Origin of the sequence: Rhizobium sophorae, from assembly GCF_013087515.1 — a bacterium.
Taxonomy (GTDB): Bacteria; Pseudomonadota; Alphaproteobacteria; order Rhizobiales; family Rhizobiaceae; genus Rhizobium; species Rhizobium sophorae.
Map to the genome: position 1 here is coordinate 322,062 of NZ_JABFCN010000003.1, position 25,561 is coordinate 347,622.

At 58.8% G+C, this 25,561-nt stretch carries 27 protein-coding genes; 11 read left to right on the forward strand and 16 right to left on the reverse strand.

Annotation, left to right across the window (positions count from 1 at the left end):
• Position 1: 1 nt before the first annotated feature.
• Positions 2 to 1,489, reverse strand: a complete 1,488-nt coding sequence (locus G9X64_RS03435) for a sugar ABC transporter ATP-binding protein (RefSeq protein WP_171375916.1) — start codon at positions 1,487 to 1,489, stop codon at positions 2 to 4.
• Between the two features lie 65 nt (positions 1,490 to 1,554).
• A complete protein-coding gene (locus G9X64_RS03440) occupies positions 1,555 to 2,688 on the reverse strand; it encodes an ABC transporter substrate-binding protein (protein ID WP_171375917.1) in 1,134 nt (377 codons plus the stop codon).
• A gap of 244 nt (positions 2,689 to 2,932) precedes the next feature.
• Between G9X64_RS03440 and G9X64_RS03445 the strand changes: the two genes are divergently transcribed.
• Together G9X64_RS03445 and G9X64_RS36335 are read left to right on the forward strand one after the other, a co-directional pair.
• The gene (locus G9X64_RS03445; RefSeq protein WP_171375918.1) at positions 2,933 to 3,970 is read left to right on the forward strand and encodes an NAD(P)-dependent oxidoreductase; all 1,038 of its coding nucleotides are present in this window, start codon (positions 2,933 to 2,935) and stop codon (positions 3,968 to 3,970) included.
• A 72-nt stretch (positions 3,971 to 4,042) separates the two neighbouring features.
• A complete protein-coding gene (locus tag G9X64_RS36335; RefSeq protein ID WP_171375919.1) occupies positions 4,043 to 5,764 on the forward strand; it encodes an extracellular solute-binding protein in 1,722 nt (573 codons plus the stop codon).
• A gap of 188 nt (positions 5,765 to 5,952) precedes the next feature.
• On the opposite strand, the gene G9X64_RS03455 is transcribed toward G9X64_RS36335, so the two are convergent.
• The 7 genes from G9X64_RS03455 to G9X64_RS03485 form a co-directional block, all read right to left on the reverse strand.
• Positions 5,953 to 6,726, reverse strand: a complete 774-nt coding sequence (locus tag G9X64_RS03455; RefSeq protein WP_171375920.1) for an SDR family NAD(P)-dependent oxidoreductase — start codon at positions 6,724 to 6,726, stop codon at positions 5,953 to 5,955.
• Positions 6,727 to 6,832: 106 nt separating this feature from the next.
• Positions 6,833 to 7,813, reverse strand: a complete 981-nt coding sequence (locus G9X64_RS03460; protein WP_171375921.1) for an ABC transporter permease — start codon at positions 7,811 to 7,813, stop codon at positions 6,833 to 6,835.
• Between the two features lie 62 nt (positions 7,814 to 7,875).
• Positions 7,876 to 9,387 carry a sugar ABC transporter ATP-binding protein gene (locus tag G9X64_RS03465; RefSeq protein ID WP_171375922.1) on the reverse strand — a complete coding sequence of 504 codons (1,512 nt, stop codon included), beginning with the start codon at positions 9,385 to 9,387 and terminating at the stop codon, positions 7,876 to 7,878.
• On the reverse strand, positions 9,384 to 10,391 hold the full coding sequence (locus G9X64_RS03470) for an ABC transporter permease (protein WP_171375923.1): 1,008 nt from the start codon (positions 10,389 to 10,391) through the stop codon (positions 9,384 to 9,386). The genes G9X64_RS03465 and G9X64_RS03470 overlap by 4 nt, the downstream gene beginning before the upstream one ends.
• Positions 10,392 to 10,424: 33 nt before the next feature.
• Positions 10,425 to 11,531, reverse strand: a complete 1,107-nt coding sequence (locus G9X64_RS03475; protein WP_240603640.1) for a sugar ABC transporter substrate-binding protein — start codon at positions 11,529 to 11,531, stop codon at positions 10,425 to 10,427.
• Positions 11,532 to 11,583: 52 nt separating this feature from the next.
• Entirely contained in the window at positions 11,584 to 12,645 is a 1,062-nt protein-coding gene (locus G9X64_RS03480) for a ketopantoate reductase family protein (protein ID WP_171375924.1), read from the reverse strand.
• Between the two features lie 117 nt (positions 12,646 to 12,762).
• Positions 12,763 to 13,797, reverse strand: a complete 1,035-nt coding sequence (locus G9X64_RS03485; protein WP_171375925.1) for a ketopantoate reductase family protein — start codon at positions 13,795 to 13,797, stop codon at positions 12,763 to 12,765.
• 518 nt (positions 13,798 to 14,315) lie between these two features.
• On the opposite strand from G9X64_RS03485, the gene G9X64_RS03490 reads away from it, so the two are divergent.
• Positions 14,316 to 15,410: a LacI family DNA-binding transcriptional regulator gene (locus G9X64_RS03490; RefSeq protein WP_246270876.1), complete on the forward strand. Its 1,095-nt coding sequence runs from the start codon at positions 14,316 to 14,318 to the stop codon at positions 15,408 to 15,410.
• Positions 15,411 to 15,482: 72 nt separating this feature from the next.
• Here G9X64_RS03490 and G9X64_RS03495 read toward each other — a convergent pair whose 3' ends face one another.
• The 5 genes from G9X64_RS03495 to G9X64_RS03510 form a co-directional block, all read right to left on the reverse strand.
• Positions 15,483 to 15,788 (reverse strand): putative quinol monooxygenase, encoded by a 306-nt coding sequence (locus G9X64_RS03495; protein WP_171375926.1) that lies wholly within the window; start codon positions 15,786 to 15,788, stop codon positions 15,483 to 15,485.
• A gap of 533 nt (positions 15,789 to 16,321) precedes the next feature.
• Positions 16,322 to 16,726: a type II toxin-antitoxin system VapC family toxin gene (locus tag G9X64_RS03500; RefSeq protein ID WP_171375927.1), complete on the reverse strand. Its 405-nt coding sequence runs from the start codon at positions 16,724 to 16,726 to the stop codon at positions 16,322 to 16,324.
• Complete coding sequence (locus G9X64_RS36340; RefSeq protein ID WP_246270877.1) at positions 16,723 to 16,899, reverse strand: AbrB family transcriptional regulator; 177 nt, start codon at positions 16,897 to 16,899, stop codon at positions 16,723 to 16,725. The genes G9X64_RS03500 and G9X64_RS36340 overlap by 4 nt, the downstream gene beginning before the upstream one ends.
• 387 nt (positions 16,900 to 17,286) lie before the next feature.
• A complete protein-coding gene (locus G9X64_RS03505) occupies positions 17,287 to 17,814 on the reverse strand; it encodes a TetR/AcrR family transcriptional regulator (protein WP_246270884.1) in 528 nt (175 codons plus the stop codon).
• Positions 17,815 to 17,957: 143 nt separating this feature from the next.
• On the reverse strand, positions 17,958 to 18,509 hold the full coding sequence (locus tag G9X64_RS03510; protein ID WP_246270878.1) for a TetR/AcrR family transcriptional regulator: 552 nt from the start codon (positions 18,507 to 18,509) through the stop codon (positions 17,958 to 17,960).
• A 217-nt stretch (positions 18,510 to 18,726) separates the two neighbouring features.
• Between G9X64_RS03510 and G9X64_RS03515 the strand changes: the two genes are divergently transcribed.
• Positions 18,727 to 19,389 carry an antibiotic biosynthesis monooxygenase family protein gene (locus G9X64_RS03515; protein ID WP_171375928.1) on the forward strand — a complete coding sequence of 221 codons (663 nt, stop codon included), beginning with the start codon at positions 18,727 to 18,729 and terminating at the stop codon, positions 19,387 to 19,389.
• Positions 19,390 to 19,449: 60 nt separating this feature from the next.
• On the opposite strand, the gene G9X64_RS03520 is transcribed toward G9X64_RS03515, so the two are convergent.
• Positions 19,450 to 20,043: a DUF7002 family protein gene (locus G9X64_RS03520; RefSeq protein ID WP_171375929.1), complete on the reverse strand. Its 594-nt coding sequence runs from the start codon at positions 20,041 to 20,043 to the stop codon at positions 19,450 to 19,452.
• Positions 20,044 to 20,485: 442 nt separating this feature from the next.
• Here G9X64_RS03520 and G9X64_RS03525 point away from each other — a divergent pair, with 442 nt between their 5' ends.
• The 7 genes from G9X64_RS03525 (at position 20,486) to G9X64_RS03555 (ending at position 24,539) form a co-directional block, all read left to right on the forward strand.
• The gene (locus tag G9X64_RS03525; RefSeq protein WP_171375930.1) at positions 20,486 to 21,175 is read left to right on the forward strand and encodes a cysteine hydrolase family protein; all 690 of its coding nucleotides are present in this window, start codon (positions 20,486 to 20,488) and stop codon (positions 21,173 to 21,175) included.
• A 138-nt stretch (positions 21,176 to 21,313) separates the two neighbouring features.
• Positions 21,314 to 22,102 carry a type 1 glutamine amidotransferase domain-containing protein gene (locus G9X64_RS03530; RefSeq protein ID WP_171375931.1) on the forward strand — a complete coding sequence of 263 codons (789 nt, stop codon included), beginning with the start codon at positions 21,314 to 21,316 and terminating at the stop codon, positions 22,100 to 22,102.
• 42 nt (positions 22,103 to 22,144) lie between these two features.
• The gene (locus G9X64_RS03535) at positions 22,145 to 22,618 is read left to right on the forward strand and encodes a cupin domain-containing protein (protein ID WP_171375932.1); all 474 of its coding nucleotides are present in this window, start codon (positions 22,145 to 22,147) and stop codon (positions 22,616 to 22,618) included.
• Between the two features lie 223 nt (positions 22,619 to 22,841).
• On the forward strand, positions 22,842 to 23,234 hold the full coding sequence (locus G9X64_RS03540) for a nuclear transport factor 2 family protein (protein WP_171375933.1): 393 nt from the start codon (positions 22,842 to 22,844) through the stop codon (positions 23,232 to 23,234).
• Between the two features lie 66 nt (positions 23,235 to 23,300).
• Complete coding sequence (locus G9X64_RS03545) at positions 23,301 to 23,570, forward strand: hypothetical protein (RefSeq protein WP_171375934.1); 270 nt, start codon at positions 23,301 to 23,303, stop codon at positions 23,568 to 23,570.
• A gap of 12 nt (positions 23,571 to 23,582) precedes the next feature.
• A complete protein-coding gene (locus tag G9X64_RS03550; protein ID WP_281360113.1) occupies positions 23,583 to 24,074 on the forward strand; it encodes an MFS transporter in 492 nt (163 codons plus the stop codon).
• A gap of 45 nt (positions 24,075 to 24,119) precedes the next feature.
• Complete coding sequence (locus tag G9X64_RS03555; protein WP_171375936.1) at positions 24,120 to 24,539, forward strand: hypothetical protein; 420 nt, start codon at positions 24,120 to 24,122, stop codon at positions 24,537 to 24,539.
• 300 nt (positions 24,540 to 24,839) lie between these two features.
• Here the strand turns inward: G9X64_RS03555 and G9X64_RS03560 are convergent, their stop codons facing one another.
• Positions 24,840 to 25,412, reverse strand: a complete 573-nt coding sequence (locus tag G9X64_RS03560) for a TetR/AcrR family transcriptional regulator (RefSeq protein WP_210259604.1) — start codon at positions 25,410 to 25,412, stop codon at positions 24,840 to 24,842.
• Positions 25,413 to 25,561 lie beyond the last annotated feature (149 nt).

Below are 25,561 nucleotides of genomic sequence, written 5' to 3' on the forward strand. Positions count from 1 at the left end.
CTCAAGCCGCCGCGTGATGGGTCGCGAGGCCGATGACGGCCTCTTCGTTGATCTCGTGGGCGAGGAGCTCGCCGGTGATTGTCCCCTCGCGCATGACGATGACGCGATCAGACATGCCGACGATCTCGGGAAGTTCCGAGGAGATCATCAGGATCGCTATCCCGCGATTGGCGAGATCGTGCATGATCCGGTAGATTTCGGCCTTTGCGCCGACATCGACGCCACGGGTCGGTTCGTCGAGGATCAGCACTTTCGTGCTGGTTCGGGCCCAGCGGGCGACGATGACCTTCTGCTGATTGCCGCCGGACATCAGAGACACGGCCGTCGAGGGACCGCGACAGGCAATCTGGTAGTTCTCGATTTCCGCGCGGGCGATATCGTTCTCGAGCTTGCTATCGATCAGGCCCAAGCGCGTCACGCTCGGCAATGTCGAGGCGGTGACGTTCGCCGCAATGTCGAGAAGCATCGCCAGCCCCTGTCCCTTCCGGTCCTCGGTCACTAGGCCGATGCCTGCAGCGATCGCCCGTGCCGGCGTCATGGAAGCGATCTCCCGACCCTCGATGAGAATCCGGCCTTCCGATTTCTGCAAGGCGCCAAATATCCCGAAGGCGAGTTCGGACCGTCCCGAACCGACCATGCCAGCAAGCCCGGTGATCTCTCCGGCCCTGAGCGCGATCGATGCGGCCCTGACGCGGCCGGGAATGCTAAGGTCCTGCGTTTCCAGCACCACCGGGCGTTCGGCAGCCGGTCGGCGCGACGGAAAGAGTTCGGAAAGGGACCGTCCAACCATGAGAGCAATCAGTTGGTCGCGATTGACCGCTGCGACATCGCGTGTTCCCACATATTTGCCGTCCTTAAGAATCGTCACCCGGTCACAAAGCGCGAAGATTTCCTCGAGGCGATGGGAGATGTAGATGATGGCAACGCCGGCATCGCGAAGTCCTCGAAGACGCCCGAACAAGACCTCGACCTCATGTCCGGATATGACAGCAGTCGGCTCGTCCAGAATGAGCAGCTTGACGTCATGAACGAGCGCCTTGGCAATCTCAACCATCTGCTGGTCGGCCACCGAAAGGTCCTTGACCAGAGCCTTCGGGTCGATTTGAAGCCCGAACCGTGCAAGGAGCTCCAATGCGTCATTGGCCGTCCTGCGGTGGTCGATCAGACCAAACCGGTTTCTGCGCTCGTGGCCGATAAAAATGTTCTCGGCGACCGTCAGATGCGGGAAGAGCACGAATTCCTGGTAGATGACGTGAATGCCTCGTTCTTTCGCGTCACGCGGCTTTGCCCAGCGCACATCATTTCCGTCAAACCGGATCACGCCGCTGTCGGGCTGGTGAACACCGGCGATGATACGCGTGAGCGTCGATTTTCCCGCACCATTCTCCCCGACAAGCGCATGGATCTCTCCTGCACGAACGTCGAGCCGCATATCCGTCAGCGCGTGAACGCCTGGGAACGATTTGGATATTCCGTCGAGTGACAACATTGCCTGATCCTCGCGAGTCTCTAAAAAACGGTGGGGCATTCGCGCCCCGCCGAGTTCCTGGGAGGTTATTGCGGGTAGTCGATCTTGAATGTCGTCGGGTTGTAGTCGGGACCCATTCCGCCGGTGACCAGCATGTCGGCCGGCGCGTTCGGAAGCACCATGTCCTTGATGTGAAGGTCGGGATGGATCGAGGGGGTCTCATCGCCATCGGTCGTGGCGATCTGTGCATTGATCTCGTAGGTGCAGGGAACCTGAGCGCCGGCAAGCACCTTAAGCGCAACATCGATCGCGGTGCCGCCCATGGCCGGGGGATAGCCCACTTCGAGCATCGGAACCTTGTATTTCAAAGCCATCTGCAGCGGTCCGTTGACATCAGATGTGGTGTGCGGCGGGATATCGCCCGGCTTGAAGCCTGCCTCGAGGAAGGCCTCGATGGAGCCTGGCGTCTGCAGGCCATGGGTAGAAAGCACCGCGTTGATGTCCTTGCCGTATTTCGAGATGACGGCCTGCATGACCTGCTTGCCCTTTACGGGGCTCCAGTCGGAGTAGACAGTGTCAAGTATCTTGATGTCCGGATACTGGTTCAGAACCTGCATGGCCGCCTTGACGCGCAGTTCGTTGGGGCTCGATCCCGCCTGGCCGCCAAGGATGACGATGTTACCCTTGCCATGCAGTTTTTCGACGATCCATTGCGCGAAGAGACGGCCCATCATCGCATCCGATGCGGTGACGAAGGTGACGAAATTGTCGGAAGACACACGACGGTCGACCATCACGACGGGAATTCCGCGCTCCATGGCGCGGGACACAGCCGGATCGACCGCCTGTTCGGTATTGGCGCTGACGACAAGAAGATCGACGCCGCGCGAAATGAGGTCCTGGATATCGGAAACCTGTTTTGCGTCGTCATGACCCGCATCGGTGATCAGCAGTTGCTTAATCTGGTCCTTGTGTTCAAAAGCGGCCTTTTCCATGGAATGCAGCATGACAACGCGCCAGCTGTCGCCAAGCCCGGCATTCGAAAAGCCGATCACATAGGGACCGTCCTTCTTGTATTGTGAAGTATCCTTGAAGCAGACATCAAGCGACGGGTTGAAAAGGAAGGTTCGCGGAACCCCGGCATAGGTGTCTGCGAGTGTCGGGGCCGCGCCGGACAGCAAAGCCAGTGAAGTAAACATACCGATAATTTTGGTTTTCATGATCGATCCTCCTCATGTAACTTAGTCAAACCGCATGACAACAAAGTATTGCTCCCGGAAGGGCGAGCGCCTCGGGGTATGTCTCTCTGTTGACGGCCTATATTCCTCCCATAGGAACCGCCGTGCGATCCGATGTGAAAGTTAAGGGATGAACCACATCTTTCACAAACCTATAATTATCCGAAATGGATATTTTAAGTCGCGCATTCTATTTTTGCCTCGCCATACTAAACCTGTGGGAGGAGTGACACGCGTTCTGCATCTGCGGAAAACGGCATGTTCGCACGAACCTCTCCGACAACAGCAGCATTGGTTACTTCACGCCGGGGCAATTTCCGGCAAGGAAGGGAGGTTTAAGATGGGTGAAACATTAAGGGTTGGATGGGCAGGCATCGGCAAGATGGGGGCCCCCATGAGCCGACGCGTGCTGGAAGCCGGCTACGCGCTATCGGTATTCGAACCATTACCGGAAAATCGCGCAACGATTGTCGCGGAAGGCGCCAATGTCGCTCATTCGCTGGAGGACCTGGCAGCCGCATCCGACGTCGTGGTGCTGACAATTCCGAACGATGCCATTCTTCGCGATCTGGTGCTATCCAGGGGCGCTCTCGCGGATGCTCTGAACCCCGGTCAGATCCTGATGGAGATGAGCACCGTCTCTCCCGAAATTTCCGCAGAGGTGAGCGCAGCACTTAGCGAACGCGGTGTTGCCTATCTCCGCGCACCGGTATCGGGCAGCACGATCACAGCATCTTCCGGGAACCTTTCGGTGATGGTCTCAGGGCCAGATGATGCTTACCGGAAGGTCGAACCGATGCTGGCATGTTTTTCCTCCCGGCAATTTTATCTCGGCAAGGGAGAAGAGGCCCGTTATTTGAAGCTCGTTCTCAATGCGTTGGTCGGCGCAACCGCCGCCCTGCTGGGCGAAGCGTTGACGCTCGGCCTGAAAGGCAACCTTTCCGTCGAGACGATGCTGAGCGTCATTTGCGAAAGTGCCGTAGCGTCGCCTCTGATAGCTTACAAGCGTGACCTGTTGGTCAGCCGCAACTTCGATCCGGCCTTCTCGGTCTCGCAAATGATGAAGGATTTCGACCTCATCCTGGGTGCGGCGAAGTCGGACCATGTTCCGATGTACCTGGCGTCCATGATCCGGCAGCAGTACGAAGCCGCTTATGCGGACGGGCTCGCTGAAAAGGACTTCTTCGTGTTGTTCGAACAATCCGAGAGGCTGGCTGGTCTTTCGCCACGCGAAGACAAACCGCAAAACCTCACAGCAGTCTGAGTGCACTCGTCAATCTTGCGTTTTCCTGTTTAAACTCTTTCTGAATGGATGCGCGACGGTGGGGAGGCCGACGTGAACGAATACGAGATGCTGCGCGTGATCGACTTTCTCGAAAAAACGCGACGTCCCTTTAGAGAGGTGGTGGAGATCTCCGACGACGATGCGGTCTGGAGAATCGTCACCTATCTCATCAAGTCGCATATACTCAGTCAAACCGTTTCCATCTCGACGCTCGGTCAGGAATCGGGCCTGCCCTATGCTACCTCAATGCGGCTGATAAACCGGCTGATCGAGGCGGGTTATATCCAACGCATCGCCAAGGGATCGACGGGCAAAAGCTTCGCGCTGCAGCCGAGCGACGGTCTACTGCGCTCCTTCCAGACCTATGCGCGCAAGACGAAGTCGCTGCTTGCGCAAACGCTTGGCCTGCGCGTGGGTGAAGAGGAAGATGAGTATTATTTCGGGGGAACGCCGCTCGGATCCCAGATCATTCCCCCGATGCGCCTGGTCCAGAAGAGGGCGGAGTCGCAGATCGAATTGCGGTTTCTGCTGAACGACGACAACTACTTCTCGGCGATGCGCAACATGTGGGCGGATTTCCGCAACAACCTTGCATCCCGCAAGAACTTCGATCTTCTGCCTCTGCCGGAACTGTACCGGCGTGCGCGCGAGAATGGCAGCAAGCCGGTCTCCGACTACGATGTCATCGCCATAAACATGCCATGGCTCGGTGAATTTGCCGAGAGCGGCATCGTCCGCCCCATCGATACTTACATTCAAAAGACGGGCATCAATCCCCTCGACTTTCACCCGTCCATCTGGTCCACCGCCACCTGGGAAGGAAAAGACTACGGTGTGCCCGGCTACTGTACCATCGAAATCCTGGCAGCCCGCAGGGATCTCTTCAGCGATGCCGACCTGCCGTTTCCAAAGACGTTCGACGAGGTGATTGCCGCCGGTCGGCGGTTTCACGCACCTGAGAATGGAATGTTCGGGGCCGTCTGGGACGGTGCGCGGGGCATGCCGATCGCGTCGAGCTTTCTCTTCTTCCTTGGGGCATGCGGTCAACCGGCAATCTCGCTCAGGAAGACCAGGTCGGGCTTCACGCTGGATGGCGTCGATCCGGACGAACTGAGCTGTACGATCGTATCGGACGCAGGTTTTGCCGCTCTGGAGTTCATGCGGCGGCTGCTGGACATATCGCCGCCCAACATACTCGAAATGGCCTGGGACCAGACACTCGAGATATTCTTCAAAGGGCGCGCCAGCCTCGGCTATTTCTGGACGATGCGCACTGCCCGCTTCGAATACGACGTTCAATCTGTCGTAAAGCGCCGCGTCGAGTACCTGCCCCAGCCGTCGGGGCCGGGCGGGACAAGGGTTTCGCCAATAGGGGGCTTTCTGTTCTGTATTCCGACAAACCTGCCCGAAGAACGCGTTGAGCTTGCCGCCGACGCCATCGCCTGGATGGCCTCGCGCGAGGCGATGAAGGCGCATGTGAAGAACGGATTCCCGGTAGCGCCACGCTTTTCGGTCAGCGCCGATCCGGAAGCGGCGGCAAGCTCGCCGATTGTGCGGTTTGTCGACCAACTGGCCAAGAAAAACCTGCTGCATACCTGGCAGCGTCCCAATATCCCCCAATACACCACAATCGAGAAGGTTCTTGGTACGGAGATCCATGACGCTCTGCTTGGGAAAAAATCCCCACGAGCCGCTCTTGAGAGTGCGGCCGCGCTGGTGGAGTCCAGCTTGAAATCCAGGCACAAAAAGTGGGCCAGGCACCAGGCACTTTAGACAAACCCTGGATTCCTGATTTCACACATGTAGCAAGGCGGATGGATTAGGGTGCGCCTGCTGCCGCCCACCCATAGCAGTATAATTGCCATTGAAGGACGATCGGAGCCTGAGTAGACGCGGCTAGGCACTTTTGGCGTGGCCCTCGGTAAGGGTTCATGCCGTCAAGCCAAGCAGCGCCCGTATGGTTACGTCAACCGGCACCCGCCGTTGACGTCGAGAGTTGCGCCGATGAAGTAACTCGCGTCATCCGTTGATAGGAAATGGATGGCAGCTGCAATTTCTGCGGTTTCGGCTGGCCGACCCATAGGTATCTTGCTCCACTCTGTCGCACGCATCTCCTCTGCCGAAATACCTCGCTTCTCGGCTTCGACAGCAAGCGCATTAAAATGCATCGGCGTGTTGATGTTGCCGGGTGCGACGCAGTTGACCCTGATATCGGGAGCGAGTTCTGCTGCCACACTCTGCGTCAGTGAAATCAATGCCGCCTTTGACGCGCAGTAGGGGCTGAAGAATGCATGGCCCTCCCTCCCCCAGAAACTCGAGACGGTGACAATGGATGCGTTGCCGGCCTTGCGCAGTAGTGGCACGCAGACGCTGATGAACTTCACGTTTGCCCGCAGATTCACATTATGGACTTTGTCCCAAACCGACATGTCCATGTGTTCGATGCTGACGGCATCGTGGTTGATTGCGGCGATGAGCCCGAGGAAACGCAAGGGGATGGCGGTTTGGGCAGCCAGTCTGGCGACGGAATCGATTTCTTCATCGTTTGTGAGGTCCATCTGGACGCCAAAATATTCGCCTATGAACTCTCTCGACAACGTATCGGCCAGAGCCTTTACGTCGTCGGTCCGATCGCAGAGCACGATCGACCAGCCGGATTCGGCAAATCGTCGGGCCGTGGCGCGGCCGACTTCCCCTGCTGCGCCCGTTAGAATGCAAAGTTTTCCGTCCTTCATGATGCTCTCCCTTGAATTTGCGGCCGCCATCCTTGCGTCCCGCCGAACCCGGCTATGAGCTCACCGATAGCAATGTTGAACGGCCGAACTGCCTGTCGCCCAATCGCTACTTGATGATCCCGAGTTTGCTGCGATCAGTTGTCAGTGCGACGGCAAACAGAGCCGTCAGACCGAAGACGATATTCTGCGCGGTCGGCGCCACGCCGATGATGACGGTCAGGATCCGCAGCCAGGATGTGATCAGGCCGCCCACGACAGCCGGCATCAGGCCGCCCACGCCACCCGATATGGCGGTGCCGCCAAGCACGACGCCGACGATCGACAGCAGCAGCAGATTGCCTGCCAGCGTCGGTGAACTGAACGTTGTAATCGAGACCAGGAATAGACCGGCGATTGCCGCACATCCCGCCGATATGGCGAAGATGATCGTTCGCACCGCAACTGCATTGACGGCCGACATCATCGCCGTCTTTTCACCGGTGCCCAGCGCATAGATATCACGCCCCAGGCGGAGGTAACGCAGCATGAGCCCTAACACCACGACGATGAGGATCAGCGCAATGACGCTATTCGGGATGCCGCCGGTGCTGTCTGCAAGATAGGTCACAAGGATGTCGCTGTCCGGCACCGGCTCGGCGGTCGCGTTCGACAGGAGAAGCGACAGGCCGGAGAGCATGCTGAGCGTGCCGAGCGTGACGATGAATGACGGCAGTTGCAGCCAGGCATGGATAAAGCCCTGTATCGCGCCGAACACCATCGCAATGACAACGACGAGAACGGATGTCCACGGACCCAGGATCGGATTGAGCGCGACGACCAGAACGCCGGTCAGCGAGGCTACGCCGGCAACGGAAAGATCAATACTCCCGGCCAATATCGGCAAAGTGCCGCCGATGACGAGGGCGACGATCGGAGCTGCATCCGAAAGGAATCCGATCAGGGAATCCGGTTCCAGGACGCCGGGCGCTATGATGGCACTGATAGCCACCAGTGCGATCAGCACGCCCAACGGTCCCAAAGTTCTCCAGACCGTCGATCGATCGGCCCCCAGGGTGCGGATAATGGAATTGTCTAGCGCTGTTCCCATGTTCCTGCCGTCCGTATAGCTATTGTTCGAGTTGCTCGGGTGATCGCCTTCCAAAAAGGCGGTCAGACCATGGCTGCGACGATTTCCTCTTCCCTCGGCATCTCTTCAGCGGCCAGATCGAAGCGGGCCGTGATTTCGCCATCGCGCATGACGACGACGCGATCGGAGAGTTCCAGAAGCTCGGAGATCGTGTCTCCGACAAAGATGATCGCAAGGCCCTTACGCGCCTGCTCGCGGATCACGTCAAACAGGTCGTCTCTGGCGCCGGGATCGAGCCCTCTGCTCGGATGATCAAGGAGTAAGACCTTCAGCTCCTTGGCCATCAACCATTTTGCCAACACGGTCTTTTGCTGATTGCCGCCGCTCAGGCTGGAGATCGGCGCGAAGGGTGTGTCCATCTTGACCTTCAGGCGCTGCATCCAGTGGAGTGCGGCCGGCCGCTCCTTGGAGCGACGCAGGACCAGAGAACGCAGGCCATACTCAAGACCGAAGGTGAGGACAGCGTTTTCCATGATCGACCGGCTGGGCAACATGCCCTCGCTTCGCCGATCCGCTGGGAGATATCCGATGCCGGAGCGGACAGCTGCCCGCGGCGAAGTGGGCGTCAGTGCCTTGCCATCGAGCTCGATCTCACCGGTTTCGATACTCTCGGCGCCGAACAGAGCTCGGCATACTTCTTCGGCACCGGATCCGAGAACGCCGGCAATGCCGAGGATCTCGCCGGGGCGAAGGTCGAAACTGACATTACGGAAATGTGACCCACAGCCGAGACGGTCGATCTTCAGGACCGGCGGGGAATCGATCGGCTTGCGATCGGTTCTGACGTCGACCACTCGCCGCCGGCCGATCATCAATTCATAGAGTTCGCTACGGTCAACGGCGTCGCTCTTGCGTTCCGCAACCTTGCGGCCGTCGGTCATGACGATGATGCGGTCGCTGATCTCCAGAACCTCTTCGAGGCGGTGCGAGACGAAAACTATCGTGGCATTGCCGCGAAGTCGGTTGATCTGCTTGAAGAGGAGCTTGATTTCATCCGGCGTCAGCACCGATGTCGGCTCGTCGAACAGGATGATCGGCGGCCGATCGACCAGTTCCTCGATGGCCAGCACCTTGGCAAACTCCACCTGCTGGCGTTCGGCAAAGCGCAGATCCTCGACCAGAACGTGCGTCGGCAGGTCGACCGAAATTTTGTGAAGCTGCGCGCGGGCAGCCTTGGTCAGGGCCGACCAACGATAGAGGCCGTTTCGCTTGGCCGGGTGCGGCTTGTCGAGGAAAATGTTTTCCGCGACGGTCAGGTTGGGGATCAGCGACTGCTCCTGATGCACCATCCCAATGCCGTAACTGCCGGCTCTCTGCGCTGAATCCAACACAATCGGTTTACCATCGAGGATCAGCTGTCCCTGATCGGGTGTGGTCAGGCCCGCTAATATCTTCAGGAGGGTCGATTTCCCAGAGCCGTTCTGGCCGATCAGACCGAGAACCTGCCCATTGGGGATTTCCAGATCCAGGCCCTCGAGCGCCACGACATTGCCGTAGGTCTTGCGAATGCCTTTGAGAACGAGCGAGCCGGTCATTTCACCACCCTCATTTTCCGGCGGCGATGCCAGCCGCCTGCGGCAACCGCGACGACGATGACGGCGCCGCTGATGATGTTACGCGTGTATGGACCTGCCCCGATCTGGATGAGGCCGTTATTGAGCACTTCGAGGATCACAGCTCCAAGTGCGGACTGCACGGCGCCGCCGCGCCCGCCCGTCAACACAGTTCCACCTAGAACGGCGGCGCTGATGGCGGGGAACAACAGGCCGCTGCCGATATTCGCATTGCCGGTGCTCAGCTGCGCCGAGAGCAGTACCCCACACATGCCGGCCAGCAGGCCGCAAATGGCAAAAGCAATGACCTTGAAGCGCCGGACGCGCAGGCCGGAGGCCAGAAGCAGTCCCTCGTCGCCGCCGATCGCGTAAATCATGCGGCCGAAGGTCGTGAAATTCAGGATGAGTTCGCTGACCGCGATGACCGCCAGGGCGATATAGACCACCAGGCTGATATCGAAGATCCGGAACCTGGCCAGATCGAGAATGAACGGATCGTTGATCTGCGGCACGCGGGCGGGGAAAAGCAAAGCTGCAATGCCCAAGCCGATAAACCAGGTGCCCAACGTCACGATCAACGACGGCATCTTCAGGACTGCATTCAGCACGGCATTGAAGAGACCAAACCCCAGGCCGGCCGCAAGCGCGATGAGCAATCCCATGATGCCGTAGTCATTGCCGTTGACGCCATTGGCGACGAGCAGGGCAACGATCATGCTGGTCGCCGCCATGATACCTTCCAACGAAAGATCGATGGAGCCCATGATGACGACGAAGCTGATGGCAGCGGCGAGTATTGCGGGTACCGCCGCTGCCTCCACAACAGATTTGAGGTTGTCGATGGTGAAGAAGCTACCGCAGATCAACTGAAAGCCCACGGACAGCACGATGAGCGCCGCGATCGGTGCAGCGATCTGGGCCAGTGGCAACTTGGTTTTAAGTTCGCCAAGAAGCGTCAACGACTGGCTGCCCGTTCTGGAGCTCATTCTGGTAGCGGCCTCCATCGACCTATCCTCCAATTACTTGTTGTCGTTTGCGCCTTCTGGAATCTGCCCTGCCGAGTCCTTCCAGAAGTCCTTCTTGATGTCGGCGTAAGTGTATTTCGGCGCGTTCTTCTTCATCTCCAGGTACTTGTCGACGTTGTCCTTGGTGACAACATCCTGTTTGATGTAGAAGTCGCGCTGGGCATGCGTCAGCTTTTCCGGATCGATGTCACCGATGGCGGCGGCATAGGCGAGCGATATTGAAACGGCGCCCTGCAGAACCGGATCGTTCCAGACGGTGGCAAGCATGTCACCGCTCTTGACCATTTCAAGGCCGATATTCGAACCGTCGGAACCGGTCACCAGAACCTTGCCGTTCAGTCCCTTTTCCTTGAGCGCAGCGACGGCGCCGCGGCCCATCGCATCGTTGGAGGCGAAGATGCCCTGCAACTGGTCGCCATAGCGAGCCATCCAGGTGCGGGTGATGTTCTGCGCCTTGGTCTCCTGCCACTCACCCACTTGCGTGTCGACGAGCTCGAGCCCCGGGCATTCCTTGAGGGCCTTCTTTAATCCGGCGATGCGCTGAAACGCCGGCGGCGTCGACGGAACGCCCTGGATGGCGGCGATCTTGCCTTTGCCGTTCAACGCCCTGCAGAGCGCCATGCCCTGATAGTAACCCGACATGACGCCGTCGAAGGACGTGTGTGCGACCCAGTATTTCGGATCGGTATCCCAGGGGTGGATGTTCTCCGGCCGGTTCCAGATGGTGACGACATGGACCTTTGCCTTGGCGGAGCGGTTGACGACCGCCTTGACGAAGGCGTTTGAAGAAGGGTCGGTCGCGAGCGCGCACTGGTTGCAGCCTGTAGCGTAGGTAGCACCGAGCTGGGCGAGCAGCTGGTCTCCCTGGTAGTTGCTGGTCAGAACGACGGGCTCCTTGCCGAGGGAGTCACCAATATCCTTCACGCCCTGCATGTATTCGGACCAGTATTCGGAAGCGGTCTCGTCGATGCCGATGATAAGCTTGCCGCCCTTGGCCTCTTCAGCGCCGGCGTGGCCGAGCGAAAGTGCCACCATTGCGCAGGCGCCGACTGTCGTCAGAAGCCAGCGCGCGGATATGCGAGCTTTTTGATGCGATCTCATGTCATTCTCCTCCTCTTGTTAAACTCTGTCCAACCGACCGGTGGCTGCGTCCTCAGCGGTGATCGGCCACGGCCTCGTAGGCTTCGATAAGAAGCTTCGAATTGTCCGGGTGCGCCTCGAGTTTGCCGGCCTCAATGTCGAACGCGACGTCCATGACGCGTTGATTGATCGGTGATGTGCGCCCATGGGCGCGCAGGATGTCGACCACCCAGCCATTGACCTCCTGAACCTCGGCCTTGCGGCCCTTGCGCCAGTCCTGCAGAGACGTGGTCAGCGTGTCCTCGCGAGAAAATGTCTTCAAAACCTCCTCGAAGATCTGGTCGACATAGCGCTCGGGATGGTTGGTCGTGACCGGCGGCATGCCGATGATCGGTACGATCTTCGAGCCATCGGCCAGAGCTGCTTGCATCGCCTCATATCCGGCGGCGCGCATGACTTCGAGCATGCCTGGCGCGCGGGCGGCGTCGGCCAGTGGCAGGTTGATGATCGCCGAGGGGATCAGCTCGGCAGCGTTGACCACGAGTTTCATCCACTTGGCGGAGCGAATATCGTCGGTAACCTCGACGGTGCCCGAGTTGCGCAGCAGTTCGGCTACCGCTTCGACGCGCAGCTGCGTCTTCGGATCAAGCGCGCCAAGGGCAAACCAGGATTCGTCGTGATCGTTCTGGCGGTTGGTGACACCGGGTACGAACATGTTCGAGGCGATCTCGATGACGGCGCCAATGGTGCGCTCGCGACCGACGATGCCGGCAATGTCCTCATGGGTCATGCCGTTCTGAAGGCCGACGACCAGACCATCGGGCGCCAGGACCGGCTCGATCAGTTGGCAAGCCCACTTGGTATCGTAGGCCTTGACCACCAAAAAGACGATGTCGAAGGGCTCTTTGACTTCGGCGACCTGGCACAGATGCAGTGCCGGAACCTTGGCGTTGATCGTCCGGGTCGGCAGGTTGACGGTAATGCCATTCTCGCGAATAGCATTCACATGATCGGGCCATTGCTCGATGAAGGTGACATCAAGGCCAGCCAGAGCAAAATCGGCTCCAATGGACGCACCTTGTGCGCCTGTTCCGAGAAAAGCGATCCTCGGGCCGCCCTTTCTATCCCAACTCATATGGCATCTCCTTCTGACATTGGCATGCGCGATGACAGGCGCATGATTTGAGAACATCTCTGCCGGCCGGCGGACCGCCAGGTTGCGCATCGGCGAACCGACGCAAAACTTCAGAGCTCACGCGACGAGCAGCGAACTGTTCGAAAGCTGGGGCGGCAGTTTCCCTGCCTCGATTGCGCGGCCAGCTTCCACAACCCGCTTGTTGACGGGAGCCGTCTGACCCGCTTTTTCGAGGGTCCGCACGACGTGCCCGTTGAGATCCAGAACCTCGCCGCGACGGCCCTTGCGCCAGTCCTGCAGGACTGTCGTCAGCGTGTCGGCCATCATGAAAGTCTTCTGGACCTCGTCGAATATCTGGTCGACATAGCGCTCGGGGTCGTTGACCTTTGTCGGCTGCATGCCGAGGATCGGTACAATCTTCGCACCATCGGCAATCGCGGCGCGCATCGCTTCGTATCCGGCAGCCCGCATGACCTCGGTCATGCCTGGAACCTTCATCGCCTCGGCGAATGGTAGGTTGAGGATCGCCGAAGGCACCAATTGGGCGGCATTGACGATCAGCTTCATCCATTTGGCCGAGCGGATGTCCTCTGTGACCTCGACCCTGCCGCTGTGGCGTAGCAATTCCGCAATCTTCTCCACGCGACCCTGATTTGCCGGATCGAGCGCGCCAAGCGCGAACCAGGAGGTATCGTGGTCGTTCTGGCGATTGGTCATGCCGGGCACGAACATGTTGGAGGCCATGTCGAAGACAGCACCAACGCTGCGCTCCACGCCGACGACGGAAGCGATATCGTCCTGCGTCATCCCGTTCTGAACACCGACGACGAGCCCATCAGATGCCAATACGGGCTCGATCAATTGGCTCGTCCACTTGGTGTCGTATGCCTTGACCACAAGGAAGACTATATCGAAGTGCTCGCGCAATTCCGCCACCTGACAAAGATGAAGTGCGCGAACGTTTGCAGTGATCGAGCGGTCAGGCATGTTGACCGTTATTCCGGCTGCCCGCATCGCGGCGACGTGCTCCGGCCACTGCTCGATAAAGGTGACATCCAGGCCCGCCAATGCGAAATCAGCGCCAATCGAGGCGCCCTGGGCGCCCGTGCCAACGACGGCAATCCTCAAATTCCGCGCTTCATCCCAAGCCACAGCGCCTCTCCTCCGCGTCCCATTCGGCGGATTTCGGTCCGCCGGATCTTGGAGCACCGATATCGTCTCGGAATACCGGTGTCAAGAACAAACGTTTGCACAATGGAAAAGTCATCCGGAATGAAACGAGCTCAATATATCAATGAAAGCCCTTAGATGCGGGAGCATTGGCGCCTACAGCTAAGGCAACCGTTTGCATTTTCTCTATGGCGGATATGGCTTTAACCGTCACGATCAAAGCAACCAACGAAAACGGTGCACAGAAATGGCGACACGGTTTCGCCGTGCAGTCAGTTGAATGGCTATGGGCATTTCTACGGATGCAAGCCGAGATGGCGCACTTGGCTACCCGCGGGGCGAAGTCGAGATAAACGCAGGGAGCCGGCTGTTGGCGCGCGCCATTGTGAAATCGATGCACAACGGCTAAGGGACGTCTCGGTGCACGCCTTGTGCGCAAAGGTTTGATCAACTACCTTTCGCGCTCATGACGCGCCATTTGCACGTGACTGGACGGGAATATGACTGGTACATCTGACAATGATCAGAAGAAGCGCTCTCGCGTCACCATCGTCGACGTTGCGAACAGTGCCGGCGTGCATATTTCGACTGCCTCGCGTGCGTTGAACCCGACGTCCCGTCATCGAATTTCGAGCAAGGTCGTCAAGAAAATCGAGAAGGTCGCCCAGCAGCTCGGCTACAAGCCCAATACGCTGGCCTCAAGTCTGCGCACCCAGAAATCCGGAACGATCGGTCTTGTCGTTCCCAGTCTCAGCGACCCTTTGTTCGGGCCGATCATTGCATCAATCGAAGAGCGTGTCGCGAAAGACGGGTATATAACCTTTGTCGCAAGCTCGGACTATAAAGCGGACAAATTGGTCTCGATCATCGAGCGTATGGGCGGCCAATACGTTGCCGGTCTCATCGTGGCGAGTTTTGAGCTGAACGACCCGTCGGTCGAGCTGTGCCTGAAATCGGGTATACCGACCGTGGCGGTCCTTCGCGATCCGCGGCACAGCCTTATTTCGTCGGTGGCGATGGACGATATCGCAGGTGTCCAGGCGTTGGTGGAGCACGTGCTAGAGCTCGGTCACAGGGATATCGTGTACATTACCCCGCCATTGGCGGCATCAACGGCTCAGAACAGGCTTGCCGGCTTCAAAGCCGGCGCCCAACTGGAAAAAGCCGCCGGTTGCCGATTTGATGTGATCGAAGCGCGAGCCTATGACGTCGCGGAAGGTGAGCGCATCATGCGGCAGATGCTGGCCGCGGGGCTGAAAAGCACCGCTGTCCTGGCCTTTAACGACCTTCTCGCCGTCGGGTGCCTGATCGCTCTGAAGTCTGCAGGGATCGCCTGCCCGAAACAGATTTCACTTACCGGCATCAATGATCTTCGGTTCATGGATTTGCTGTCACCGCCGTTGACGAGCCTGCATACGGCTGGCCGCGATCTTGGCTTTGAAAGCGCCGAGCTGCTCATGAGCCTGATAAGCAATCATAGTCAGCCGGTGAAACGCGTTCTACTCACGCCGCATATAATCGTACGCGGCACGACGGGCCCGGCGCCAGCACCGGACAAAGCCGATCGTCTCACGCCGGTTCGAGCGGATCCATGATGCCGTCGAATTAGCTGATCCCCAGAACGCGATCGCTAAGCTATTGCGTCTTCCCACATTTGAGGTTGCGAATTAACTCCTGCCGGAAATCATTGTCATGAAACGAATTTTGGGCTCGATCTCGAAGAACTCGTCTCCACGGGCGACGAATTCTCTCAGGTAAGACATCTCCATGTGCTCTTCCCACGCCTGGCGATTTTTCCAGATTTCGTAGAATGTAAATTTCATGGGATTGTCGTTGTCCTGATGCAGATCGTAGTCGAGACACCCATCTTCTGAGCGGGTCTTCTCGATCAACGACAGCATGGCCATCTTTGCCTCGTCGATCTTCTCGGGCCGGGTGACTAGATGCGCTATCACCGTAAGCTGCTGCGACATAGTTGCCCTTTCATGGCTTATGCGCACCCCACCGCTACGTCGCCGTACGGCGGCGATCGCGTTGCAGGTAAGAGTGTCGGAATTGCGGATGATATCAGCGTGAGGCCTAGCTGCGTCTGCTGAGGAGCGTTTTCTTGTCAGCGGACGACTTAGCCGTGGGACGTATTTCGCTCGCATCGTAAATGCAGTGGACAGCACCGCATTCCGCGAGCCACGCCCAGAGTTTCTTCCAATCGAATGTGCCCATTTTCTCCTCCGAACTTGATGGATAAGGCGGATGATCCCCTATTCAATGGCATCCTCCATGCCAGCTCTCAGTCGATAGGATTTTGATTGCGCTGAAGGAGTTTTTCGAGAACAATTTTATCCGGTTCGGATATTTTTTCGCATGACGGCATCACACCCGATGATTGGCTGATCAGACAGTTCTCATTTGGTCGCCTTGATGATATTCGAACTGACCCCGTTCTTAAAAATTCAAGGGCAGGCCAGGCATGCCATGGGCTGCGGACTTGCCTCTCCCCGCGGTGAAATCACTGAGCCGGCGAGATCAACGCGACAGTTGGGAAGTATGACCGGTACCGACCAACGTCTCGCGTTAACAGCGCAAGCTGCTGAACCGCAGCATGCGCGCCGATGAAGAAATCCGGCAAGACACCCGTCCGAGAGCCGCCGGCCCGGCGATACCGCGTGAAGGCCTTTTCGGCAAGAAACAGTGCCGCCCGCGGAAACGGCGCGACGACCAGTCCGCCCTCGTCGATGAACGCGTCCAGTTCCTCGATGCGCTCATAGCGGACCGCAAGTTCGGCATAAACGACATCGTTGATCAGCAGCGGGCCGGCGAGATTGGCCGCTTCGAGTTGCTCAATCGACCAGTCAGCCCAAGTTCCGTGATTGGTCACGAGATCGAGCAGGACATTCGTGTCGATGAGCGTCACGCGTCACCACGGGTGAGCGCCATAATCGCGTCTGTATCAAGCCCCTCTCCGGCGTGTCCTCGAAGCTTTTGAAAGCGGCTGGTGGGCTGCTTCCTGTCGGCTCTTGTCAGTATCACGCTACCATCTGCGGTCCGATGAAAATCGACCTCGCTGCCGGGAACAATCCCGAGCAATTCTCGAACCGCTTAGGGGATGGTGACCTGCCCTTTTGCTGTGACTGTCGTCGTCATGCCGAAACCTCGTAATACCGCTTTGGTATTAGGTATTACTATCCGGTTTCGATTTCAACATTTCCATGTGAACCTTCTTATCGTCGCATACGGAGACCAAGCCCTCCGACTAGGCCAATATGTGTGCTCAACAAACGAGACGATTTACCGGATCCTTCTCGCTTTGACATCGTGACCGCTGTTTGCGCCACCCAGCTTATCGCGCGCCGATCGAAGGTGCTTCGAGATCGCCGTTTGCGTGATGCCGATTATCGTGAGGAAATCTCATGCGGCGCTGCTTGACACGCAACGAAAGCGTTGCTCGGAAAAAAAAGAGGGTTCGTGGGTTCATCAGGTCTGCTGCGTTGTCGACGGGCTCAACGCGGACGTCGCCTGGTCGAAGGCGCCGATATCGCCGTAGGCGCGGGCGAGAATCATTGCGCCTTCGAGCGCGGCAATGATGTGGTGAGCCCGTGCCATCGCGTCGGCACCTCCGACGCGGTTCGCCAGATCTTCGATGCAGCGACGGAAGAACGATTGCACCTCAGCCGTCACTTCCGGGGCCAGAGCACCTGCCTCTGCGCCGAGAATGCCGCAGAGGCACATGCGCCCGTCGTGTTCGATCGTCTTTCTGACTGCTGCCCGATATGTGTTGATCGCATCCTCAGGGCTCTCGTCAGGCTTTGCTTCAACAGCCGCGAGGAATCGCTTCGCATAGCGGTGAGCCACAGCCGCCGCTAACTTCGCCTTCGTAGGAAAGTGGTGATGGACGCTTGCGCTCCTGATACCGGCTTCGGCTGCAAGATCGCGGAAACTAAACCCTGCATAGCCCTTATCGCGGATGCGCGCTTCTGCCAGATCCATCAGACGCTCGGCCATTCCAATCACGATATCCTCCTGTCTATCGATAGATAGACTAATTTGGCGTGATTGGCCAGCGAAATTTATGCCGCCGCGCTAATGGAAGCGAATCACCCGGGTCTCGGTTCGGGAAGCTTCCGCGTTTCAGTAGATCGACAAGTCTACTTGGCGCGCCCCGCTGCGGCCTTCACCGGAGCAGGTTTCCTGTTCTTGGCGAATTCGCGCGTTGCGTTGTCGTAGACGCTGAAGTCGTTCACCGCGTTAGCGACCACCAACGCGCCCGTGATTGTGGAAAGCAATTGCGATGCCTCGTCCGGCGACAGTCCATGCTCGACAATCTTTTCGTGACACATTTTGAAGAAGCGCTTGACCTCCGCCGCTACCTCCGGAGGCAAGTCTTCCGACGACGCACCAAGGACGGCGCACGGGCACATCCGGTCCGGGGAGTGCAGCGTCCCGCGAAACGCCTTCACCCATACTTTGACTGGATTGTCTTCTTTGGCGAGTTCGCGCTCGAACATCTCCGCGCTCTCGGCGGTATAGCGCTTGATGACCGCTGCAGCGAGGTCTCCCTTGGTTGGGAAGTGGTAGTGCACGCTCGAACTCTTCACGCCGACGTCGACGGCGATCTCGCGAAAACTGAAACCGTTGAAGCCGCCTCTCCGCATCCGCCGCTCCGCGGCGTCCATGATGGCGGCAGCGAGATCACTCATAAGGTCTGCTCCGTTGACTATCTCTCGATAGGTAGGGTTTTGCCATACAAAAAACAACAACTTTAATCTATCTATCGATAGGACACTATGCTAAGCGAATCGGTCGGCTATTTCGAATAGCGAGCGCCTCTGTCTGATCACAGAATGGCCGAGCGCGATCCGCCAGCACAGCGACGTCTGTTCCCAACTGAAGCTCAAAGCAAATGGGTCGAGCAAAATGTTCTCCGTCATCTTCGAGGTCCATCCTAAACCGAGCGAATTCGAGCTCTACCTTGCGCTTGCCAAAAATCTGAAGCCGATCCTTGAGGCGATCGACGGTTTCATCGACAACGAACGGTTTGAGAGCAGGTCCAGACCGGGCTGGATCCTCTCGCATTCGACCTGGCGCGACGAGAAGTCCGTTGTGCGATGGCGTACGGTCGCAAAGCATCATGAAACGCAGCGGCGCGGTCGTGACGAGGTTTTCAAGGACTATCATCTTCGTGTGGGCGAGATCGTGTCCGATTCAACGCCTCCGGAGGGATTGAAGCTGGTCGAGCAGCGACTGGATGAGACGGAGATCGGCGACGCCAAGTTCGCTGCATTTACCGAGATCTCGCCCAACGGCGACCCTGTCCCCGGAAACCTAGTGGACATCCTGGCGCTCGATCGACACGGCCCCGCATTGCTCGACCATGATATCTTCGCCAGCATCTATAATGAGGGGAAACTGGCGCTCCTCACCTCTTGGCGTGACCGTGGGTCGGCAGAGGCGTTCGACGTCGATCCTCTCGCGAGCATTGGCTCGCTCAGGCATCGCATCGTCCGCATCGTGCGCGACTACGGCATGTTCGACCGACGCGAGAGCCCGCAATACTATGCCGATGTCACGCACGCCTGACCGCGCGCAGAGGTTTACCACAGTCGGCGATCCTCCGTCGGCGCAAGCATCTATCCAACTTTACACGTCGCGCATTTCCACGAGGTAAGGCGCCTGGACGGGGATCGCGCTTCGGAACAGGAGCTCTGCCGGGAGGCGGTGTCGCGTTCCGGCAGGCCATCCGTTGGCAAGCCACGTGCCGTATGGCATCAACGTGCTCAGTCCACGTCGCGCCGGTTTTCGGCGGGCATTGCCGCTGTTGATGGGGGACACAAAAGCGTCAGTGCCATACTTTTCGAGCAGCGTAGGTGCGTCGAACGTCAGCAGAACCTGCGGGCGGTCACCACATGCGTGGCGCTGGCGCTCCATCCGGCTTTCATCGAGCCAGAAGAAAACGAAATCGTTAAGAAGCGCATACCAGTCTCCCGGTGTCAGACCGTCTTCGAGCGCCCGCTCGAGAGCGGAGGGAGGCATCGGCTTCTGATCCCTGATCAGGATCGATTGCGATAGTTGCTGATTTTCTTTTCTGTGCCCCCGGAGCCGCTCGGTTCGCTCCTTTTCTGAAATGCAAGCTAGGTCGAATAGGCGCCTGGTACTCAACAAGCCGTGCTCAAGTATGGACGGAAGATTGGAAGCCTCCGCCAGATGAAAGACTTTCCTGATGGTTGTGCTCATTGAGTTTGAATTTCCTCTTCACGTGATCGCGAACCGAAATTTCCGGCGGTCTCACGGGATCGCCAGCGGATCCATGTAAACTATCGATCGATAGATATACCGGTTATGCGCGTTGTGACGAAACGGAATGCCCTTTCTGCACAATGAAGTGCCAAGGGTTGGCGTCGTATCACCAGGGTCTCGTGACAGAGCCCGTCAGATGGTCCCTCATCATGAGCTGGAAATCCTCTGTCTACCAAATGGATAGCCGGATCGCGCCCTTGGGCTTGAGGTCCTGGGGGTACCCATTGCATTTTAGCAGGATTTACCGAAAGCCGGTCTATCGATAGATAGAGCTTGACTCCGGAATTCGCCTCATCTAGCTATCTATCGATAGGTAGCTAAAACCTATTCCACGGACCGACACCGCGCAGAGGCGCCCGAAATTGGAAGGAGCTTTCAAATGCTGTTCGAACACAAGGTCAACATGGAAATCAGCGGTGATCGGACCGCGCTCGTGCTTGTCGATATCCAAAACGACTTCCTCACGGACGGCGGCAAATATTTCGTCATGATCGAGGAGTTGATGAAGAAGAACAACGTGAACGCCAACCTTGAAACCTTGCTGAAGGCCGCCAAGGAACACGGCTATCCGGTATTCATGTCACCGCATTACTTCTTCCCTCATGATCACAAAGGCAAGACCCACCTGAGCCCCATGGAAGACCTTGCTCTCCACGGTGACGTCGTAGCGCGCGCGAGCCCGCTTCACACGCACGATCTCCCGGGCAGCGGTGCGGACATTCCCGACCGGTTCAAGCCGTACATGGAAGACGAGAATACGACAGTCGTGTCGCGCCACGTCACCTACGCGCCCACCAGCGATCTCGCCTATATGCTCCGCCGCCGAAAGATCGAGACGGTCGTCATGGCGGGACCGGTAGCCAACCTCTGCCTCGAAGACCACATGCGCAACCTCATCCGTGACGGCTTCGAAACCGTGATGGTGCGCGATGCCGTCGCCGCCGCTGCGAATGAGGAAGGCTCGGGTCTCGACGCCGCCATGATCAACTGGCGGTTTATGGCCGGCGCGGTGTGGACCACCGAAGAGACCGTGCGCCGAATGGCCGAAGCCGCCAAGGCTACCGCCTGAGATAGACCCATCGCCCATGGGCCGCAGCAGGACAAATAACATCCGACTTGGCGCGCCCCTCAGAGTTGATTTGCGCGCCCATCCGGCACCACCACGCGCAAGCAAGAACCATCAATTTTTCGACCACTGGAGATTCAGATGAACAAGGGTACCATTCTCGTCATCGGTTCGAACGCGACCGAGCTTGAAGCAAAAGGCGGCGGCACGATCACGATCGGCCAATTCCTCAACGAAACCGCGGTTCCGCTGATGGCGCTCGTCGCTGCTGGCTACGACTTCGTCCTCGCCACCCCGACCGGCGAGAAACCGCATATGGACAAAGATTCCGATGCATTGATCTACTTCGCGCAGGACGACGCGGCCCGGACGAAGGCTCGCGATTTCTTCAACAACAATCCTTCGATGAACGACGTCCGCACGATCCGCTCTGTGATCGATGCCGGACTTGAACGGTTCGCCGGCGTCTTCTTCCCGGGTGGCCACGCGCCTATCGTCGACGTGATGCAGGACCCCGACGCGGGCGAAGTGCTTCGCTACTTCCACGGCGCCAGCAAGCCGACCGCCGCGATCTGCCACGGCCCGATTAGTGTTTTGGCGGCACTCGACAAAGCGCGCGAGTTTCGCGCGGCCCTGATCGACGGCAACGAGGTGAAGGCGCGCGAACTGGGCAAGGGGTGGCAGTATGCCGGCTATCGCATGACCGTCTTCTCGCGCAGCGAAGAGGAATACGCGGAAGATAACGTCTTCCACAAGAAGCTGATCTTCAACATGCCCGACGCCCTCGAGGCGGCCGGCGCCGAGGTCATCAACGCCGACAACTTCACCTCATTTGTCGTTGTCGATCGCGAGCTGATCACGGCCCAGAACCCGATGTCGGACCACGAACTCGCCGCGAAGTTCATCGAGGCCCTCGAGAAGACGGCCTGATACCGAATCTTCATCGGCAGCACGAACCCCAGGAGAGATACCATGAAAAAGTTGTTCGCGGTCGCCGCATTGGCAACGCTCGCATTCACGACGGCCGCACAGGCGCAGGATTCTTCGTATCCTCCGGCCTACGGCGGCGAATCCGTCACCAAGCCGGCCAGCGCGTTCTCTTTTAATGACACAGGCGCGAGGGGTGTTAATCCCAAGACCGGCATCAAGTTCTCCAACGTCTGGGGGGATGCGACCAAGGGTGCTCACGGCGCCTTCTTCCGGTTCGATCCGGGTTTTGTTAGCAAGCTCCACAGCCACACCTACGACTATTATGCAGTCGTCATTAAGGGGCAGCTGGAAAACTATCAGCCGGGGCAGAACCCGGAGAAGCTCGGGCCGGGGTCTTACTGGTATCAGCGCGGAAAGCAGGCCCATACGACTTCGTGCGTCTCCAAGCAGCCGTGCGAAATCTACATCGTCCAGCAGAATAAGTTCGACGCACAGATTCCGCCCGTGACCGAATAGACGAACGCGATCTGCGTCAAACGTCTCCCGTCGCATTGCCGGGGGACGTTCTCCACGCGGCGCATTGTGCCCCCCATGGCACTGCGCCGCGTGCTGAATATACCAGGCTGTCAACATGGGCCCTGCCCTTGCGCTGGCAATTGATCCCTAGGCACGCCCCTCCCCGAAAAGAATTCATCCGCAACGGCGATCGCCGACGGCAAGACAAGATTGGAATGAAAACATGACAACCGAGAGCCTTTCCGAACAGAATAAGAAGACTGTCCTGGCATTCTACAAGGAAGCGCATTTCGACGGTGACGTCGATGGCGCGATCGCCCGCCATGTCGGCGACACCTACATTCAGCACACTGCCGGCGCCGAGGACGGCGTCGAAGGACTGCGGGCCTTCATCAACGGCTTCTTGGCCGCGTTCCCCAACGCCAAAGGTGATATCCGGCGCGTTCTCGCCGACGGCGACCTGGTTGCGGTCCACGCACACTGGACCGGCTTGGTCAGCGAGAACGGCGATGTTGGCATCGATATGTTCCGAGTCGAGAACGGCAAGCTCGTCGAGCATTGGGACGTGTTCGCACCCGTCCCTACGACGTCCAAAAACGGCAACACTGTTTACTAACGCCCTGTTCGGGGGCCGTTTCGGCGGCCCTCGACGCTTGGATGCAGACGCGTAGGAGATATCGCCGTGGCCAATCGCAACACAAATTCGGCCAAGCCGCCGGTGGAGGAGATGGTCGACGCGATCAGCGCCACGCCCGGCTTCTTTGGCTGGAGGGTCGTTACCGCAGCTTTCACTGTCGCGGTGTTCGGTTGGGGCACCGGCTTTTATGGCCCACCCGTCTATCTGGAGGTTGTGCACCAGTCGCGAGGCTGGCCGATCGCGCTCATCTCAGGCGCCGTAACCCTGCATTTCCTGGTTGGCCTTGCCCTCATTCCGAACCTGCCGAAGCTTTAACGTCGCTTCGGACTGCCGATCGGCACCTTCGCCGGCGGCATTATCACGGCGATCGGTGTCATGGGCTGGGCTCTGGCGAACACGCCGTGGCTGCTTTACGCAGCGGCCTTCTTGTCCGGTATAGGATGGTCCGCTCGCGGTGCTGTTGCCATCAACGCTATCGTCTCCCCGTGGTTTGCCGCCAAACGCCCGTTAGCGCTCGGTGTCGCCTTCAACGGTGGCAGCGTTGGAGGCGTGATCTTCTCACCGGTCTGGGTCGCTCTGATCGACGCAATCGGGTTTCCGGCCGCCGCGCTTTCGGTCAGCGCCGGGATGCTAGCCACGCTCGGCGTGCTATCGGCCTTCGTGCTGACGCGATCACCGGAGGCCTTAACCAGGCGCCCGACGGCGCCCCGTTCAGCGCTTCAATTCTTCCAGTCGGCGCGCCGGTTCAAACGGTCGCCCCATCCGCGCCCCTTCGGCTTTTCCATGATCGAGCCTTCCTCACGTTCTGCATTGGAATGACACTGGCCTTGTTCGCGCAAACTGGGCTCGTCGCGCATCTCGTCGGTGTTGGCGCCAGCACTCGGAAGACAAGGTGCCGGGCTTGCCGCCGGCGCGTCCGGCGTTGCCGCCGTCGTCGGCCGCCTAGCCGTCGGCTGGCGTGCATCGGGCACCTCGAACTGGCGCGCCATCGCCTCCTACAGTCTCATTGCACAAGCGCTCGGATGCGGCGTGCTGCTCGTCGCCGACGGAGGCAGCCCTGCCCTCCTCGTCGTCGGCCTCGTGCTCTTCGGCCTCGGGGTTGGCAATGCCATCTCCGTTCCGCCGGTGATCGCCAATCTTGATTTCTCTAAGGAAGACGCTGCGCGGGCTGTGGCCTTGATCGTCGCCATCTCGCAGGGCGCGCCTACGCCATTGCTCCCGCCGTGTTTGGCCTCTTCCGCGAGCTTTGGTCGGACGAGATCATTTTCGTCGCGTCGGTTGTGATTCAGCTCGCTGCGATTGGCGCTTACCTCTTTGGCTCCGGACGCGCCGCACCGCCGCACGTGGCCGTCGACTAGCAGCTGCGCCCGTCAGGCGGGTGCGACGCCGACCGGCTTCGATCCCGGCCCAGCGAGGTCGGCTATTGTTGCCAGCGTATGCCCGGCTGCGCCCCAGGCGAGGCGCACGACCGTTATTCTCCGTCAGGCTGACCATCAATGTTGATAGGCCCTCGCCCCTCGGCGTGTGGCCTGAGCGAGCACAGCACGCGACGTCCGCCGCGTGCAAACCAGCTCGGAGATCGTGTCAGGCCGCCAACTTGCTTGCTTCCGGCCAGGCTTCCATCGCGACGCGACCGATAGTCTCAAGCTTCGCGCGGCTTGCTCCATCGCGGGCCTGGACGGCCATTCCGCGAATGATGACGTGGATGAAGGCGGCAAGCCCTTCGGCATCGATCGTGTCGGGCATATCTCCCTCCCTGATTCCCTTTCGGATGCGATCGGTGAGATAGACCTCGGAAGCCGCGCGATACTCGACCATCATGTCACGGATTGGCATGAGGTCGGGTGCCTGATGTGTACCCGACAGCGAAACCATACAGCCGCGTGGCAAATCCTCGCGCGTGAACTGTTCAGCAGCAGATTCCAGGAGATGGGTAAATGCTTGCCGAGTCGTCGCTCCGTCTTCCGACAGCGCGCCCTGGATCCACGTCTGGGCGGAATCCATGAAGTTCTCGGTAGCCTCCCGGTAAAGGCGCTCCTTGCTGCCGAACGAGTTATAAAATGTCGACGGGCTGATGCTCATCTTGGAGATGAGCTCCTCGAAGGTCGTGCCCTCGTAGCCATTCTCCCAAAACAGCTTCATCGCCTCGCGCAACACCGATGGACGGTCGAATGTGGACGGCCGACCGCGGCCGCGTTTTTGTGTCTCTAACATTTTTGGTGCTTTCACTCCAAAATTCGCTTGACTTGGTTTGGCCTCTCGCCATATTGATGATTATAGGAGCAGTTACTCCAAAAATAAAGACC

What these genes read in the sequence shown, in the direction of transcription:
- G9X64_RS03440 (WP_171375917.1), bottom strand. Translation starts at nt 2,688, where the DNA reads ATGAAAACCAAAATTATCGGTATGTTTACTTCACTGGCTTTGCTGTCC.
- G9X64_RS03435 (WP_171375916.1), bottom strand. Translation starts at nt 1,489, where the DNA reads ATGTTGTCACTCGACGGAATATCCAAATCGTTCCCAGGCGTTCACGCG.
- G9X64_RS03525 (WP_171375930.1), top strand. Translation starts at nt 20,486, where the DNA reads ATGCTGTTCGAACACAAGGTCAACATGGAAATCAGCGGTGATCGGACC.
- G9X64_RS03455 (WP_171375920.1), bottom strand. Translation starts at nt 6,726, where the DNA reads ATGAAGGACGGAAAACTTTGCATTCTAACGGGCGCAGCAGGGGAAGTC.
- G9X64_RS03510 (WP_246270878.1), bottom strand. Translation starts at nt 18,509, where the DNA reads ATGAGTGATCTCGCTGCCGCCATCATGGACGCCGCGGAGCGGCGGATG.
- G9X64_RS03480 (WP_171375924.1), bottom strand. Translation starts at nt 12,645, where the DNA reads ATGAGTTGGGATAGAAAGGGCGGCCCGAGGATCGCTTTTCTCGGAACA.
- G9X64_RS03530 (WP_171375931.1), top strand. Translation starts at nt 21,314, where the DNA reads ATGAACAAGGGTACCATTCTCGTCATCGGTTCGAACGCGACCGAGCTT.
- G9X64_RS03465 (WP_171375922.1), bottom strand. Translation starts at nt 9,387, where the DNA reads ATGACCGGCTCGCTCGTTCTCAAAGGCATTCGCAAGACCTACGGCAAT.
- G9X64_RS03475 (WP_240603640.1), bottom strand. Translation starts at nt 11,531, where the DNA reads ATGAGATCGCATCAAAAAGCTCGCATATCCGCGCGCTGGCTTCTGACG.
- G9X64_RS03520 (WP_171375929.1), bottom strand. Translation starts at nt 20,043, where the DNA reads ATGAGCACAACCATCAGGAAAGTCTTTCATCTGGCGGAGGCTTCCAAT.
- G9X64_RS03470 (WP_171375923.1), bottom strand. Translation starts at nt 10,391, where the DNA reads ATGAGCTCCAGAACGGGCAGCCAGTCGTTGACGCTTCTTGGCGAACTT.
- G9X64_RS03535 (WP_171375932.1), top strand. Translation starts at nt 22,145, where the DNA reads ATGAAAAAGTTGTTCGCGGTCGCCGCATTGGCAACGCTCGCATTCACG.
- G9X64_RS03515 (WP_171375928.1), top strand. Translation starts at nt 18,727, where the DNA reads ATGTTCTCCGTCATCTTCGAGGTCCATCCTAAACCGAGCGAATTCGAG.
- G9X64_RS03540 (WP_171375933.1), top strand. Translation starts at nt 22,842, where the DNA reads ATGACAACCGAGAGCCTTTCCGAACAGAATAAGAAGACTGTCCTGGCA.
- G9X64_RS03505 (WP_246270884.1), bottom strand. Translation starts at nt 17,814, where the DNA reads ATGGCCGAGCGTCTGATGGATCTGGCAGAAGCGCGCATCCGCGATAAG.
- G9X64_RS03460 (WP_171375921.1), bottom strand. Translation starts at nt 7,813, where the DNA reads ATGGGAACAGCGCTAGACAATTCCATTATCCGCACCCTGGGGGCCGAT.
- G9X64_RS03495 (WP_171375926.1), bottom strand. Translation starts at nt 15,788, where the DNA reads ATGTCGCAGCAGCTTACGGTGATAGCGCATCTAGTCACCCGGCCCGAG.
- G9X64_RS03490 (WP_246270876.1), top strand. Translation starts at nt 14,316, where the DNA reads ATGACTGGTACATCTGACAATGATCAGAAGAAGCGCTCTCGCGTCACC.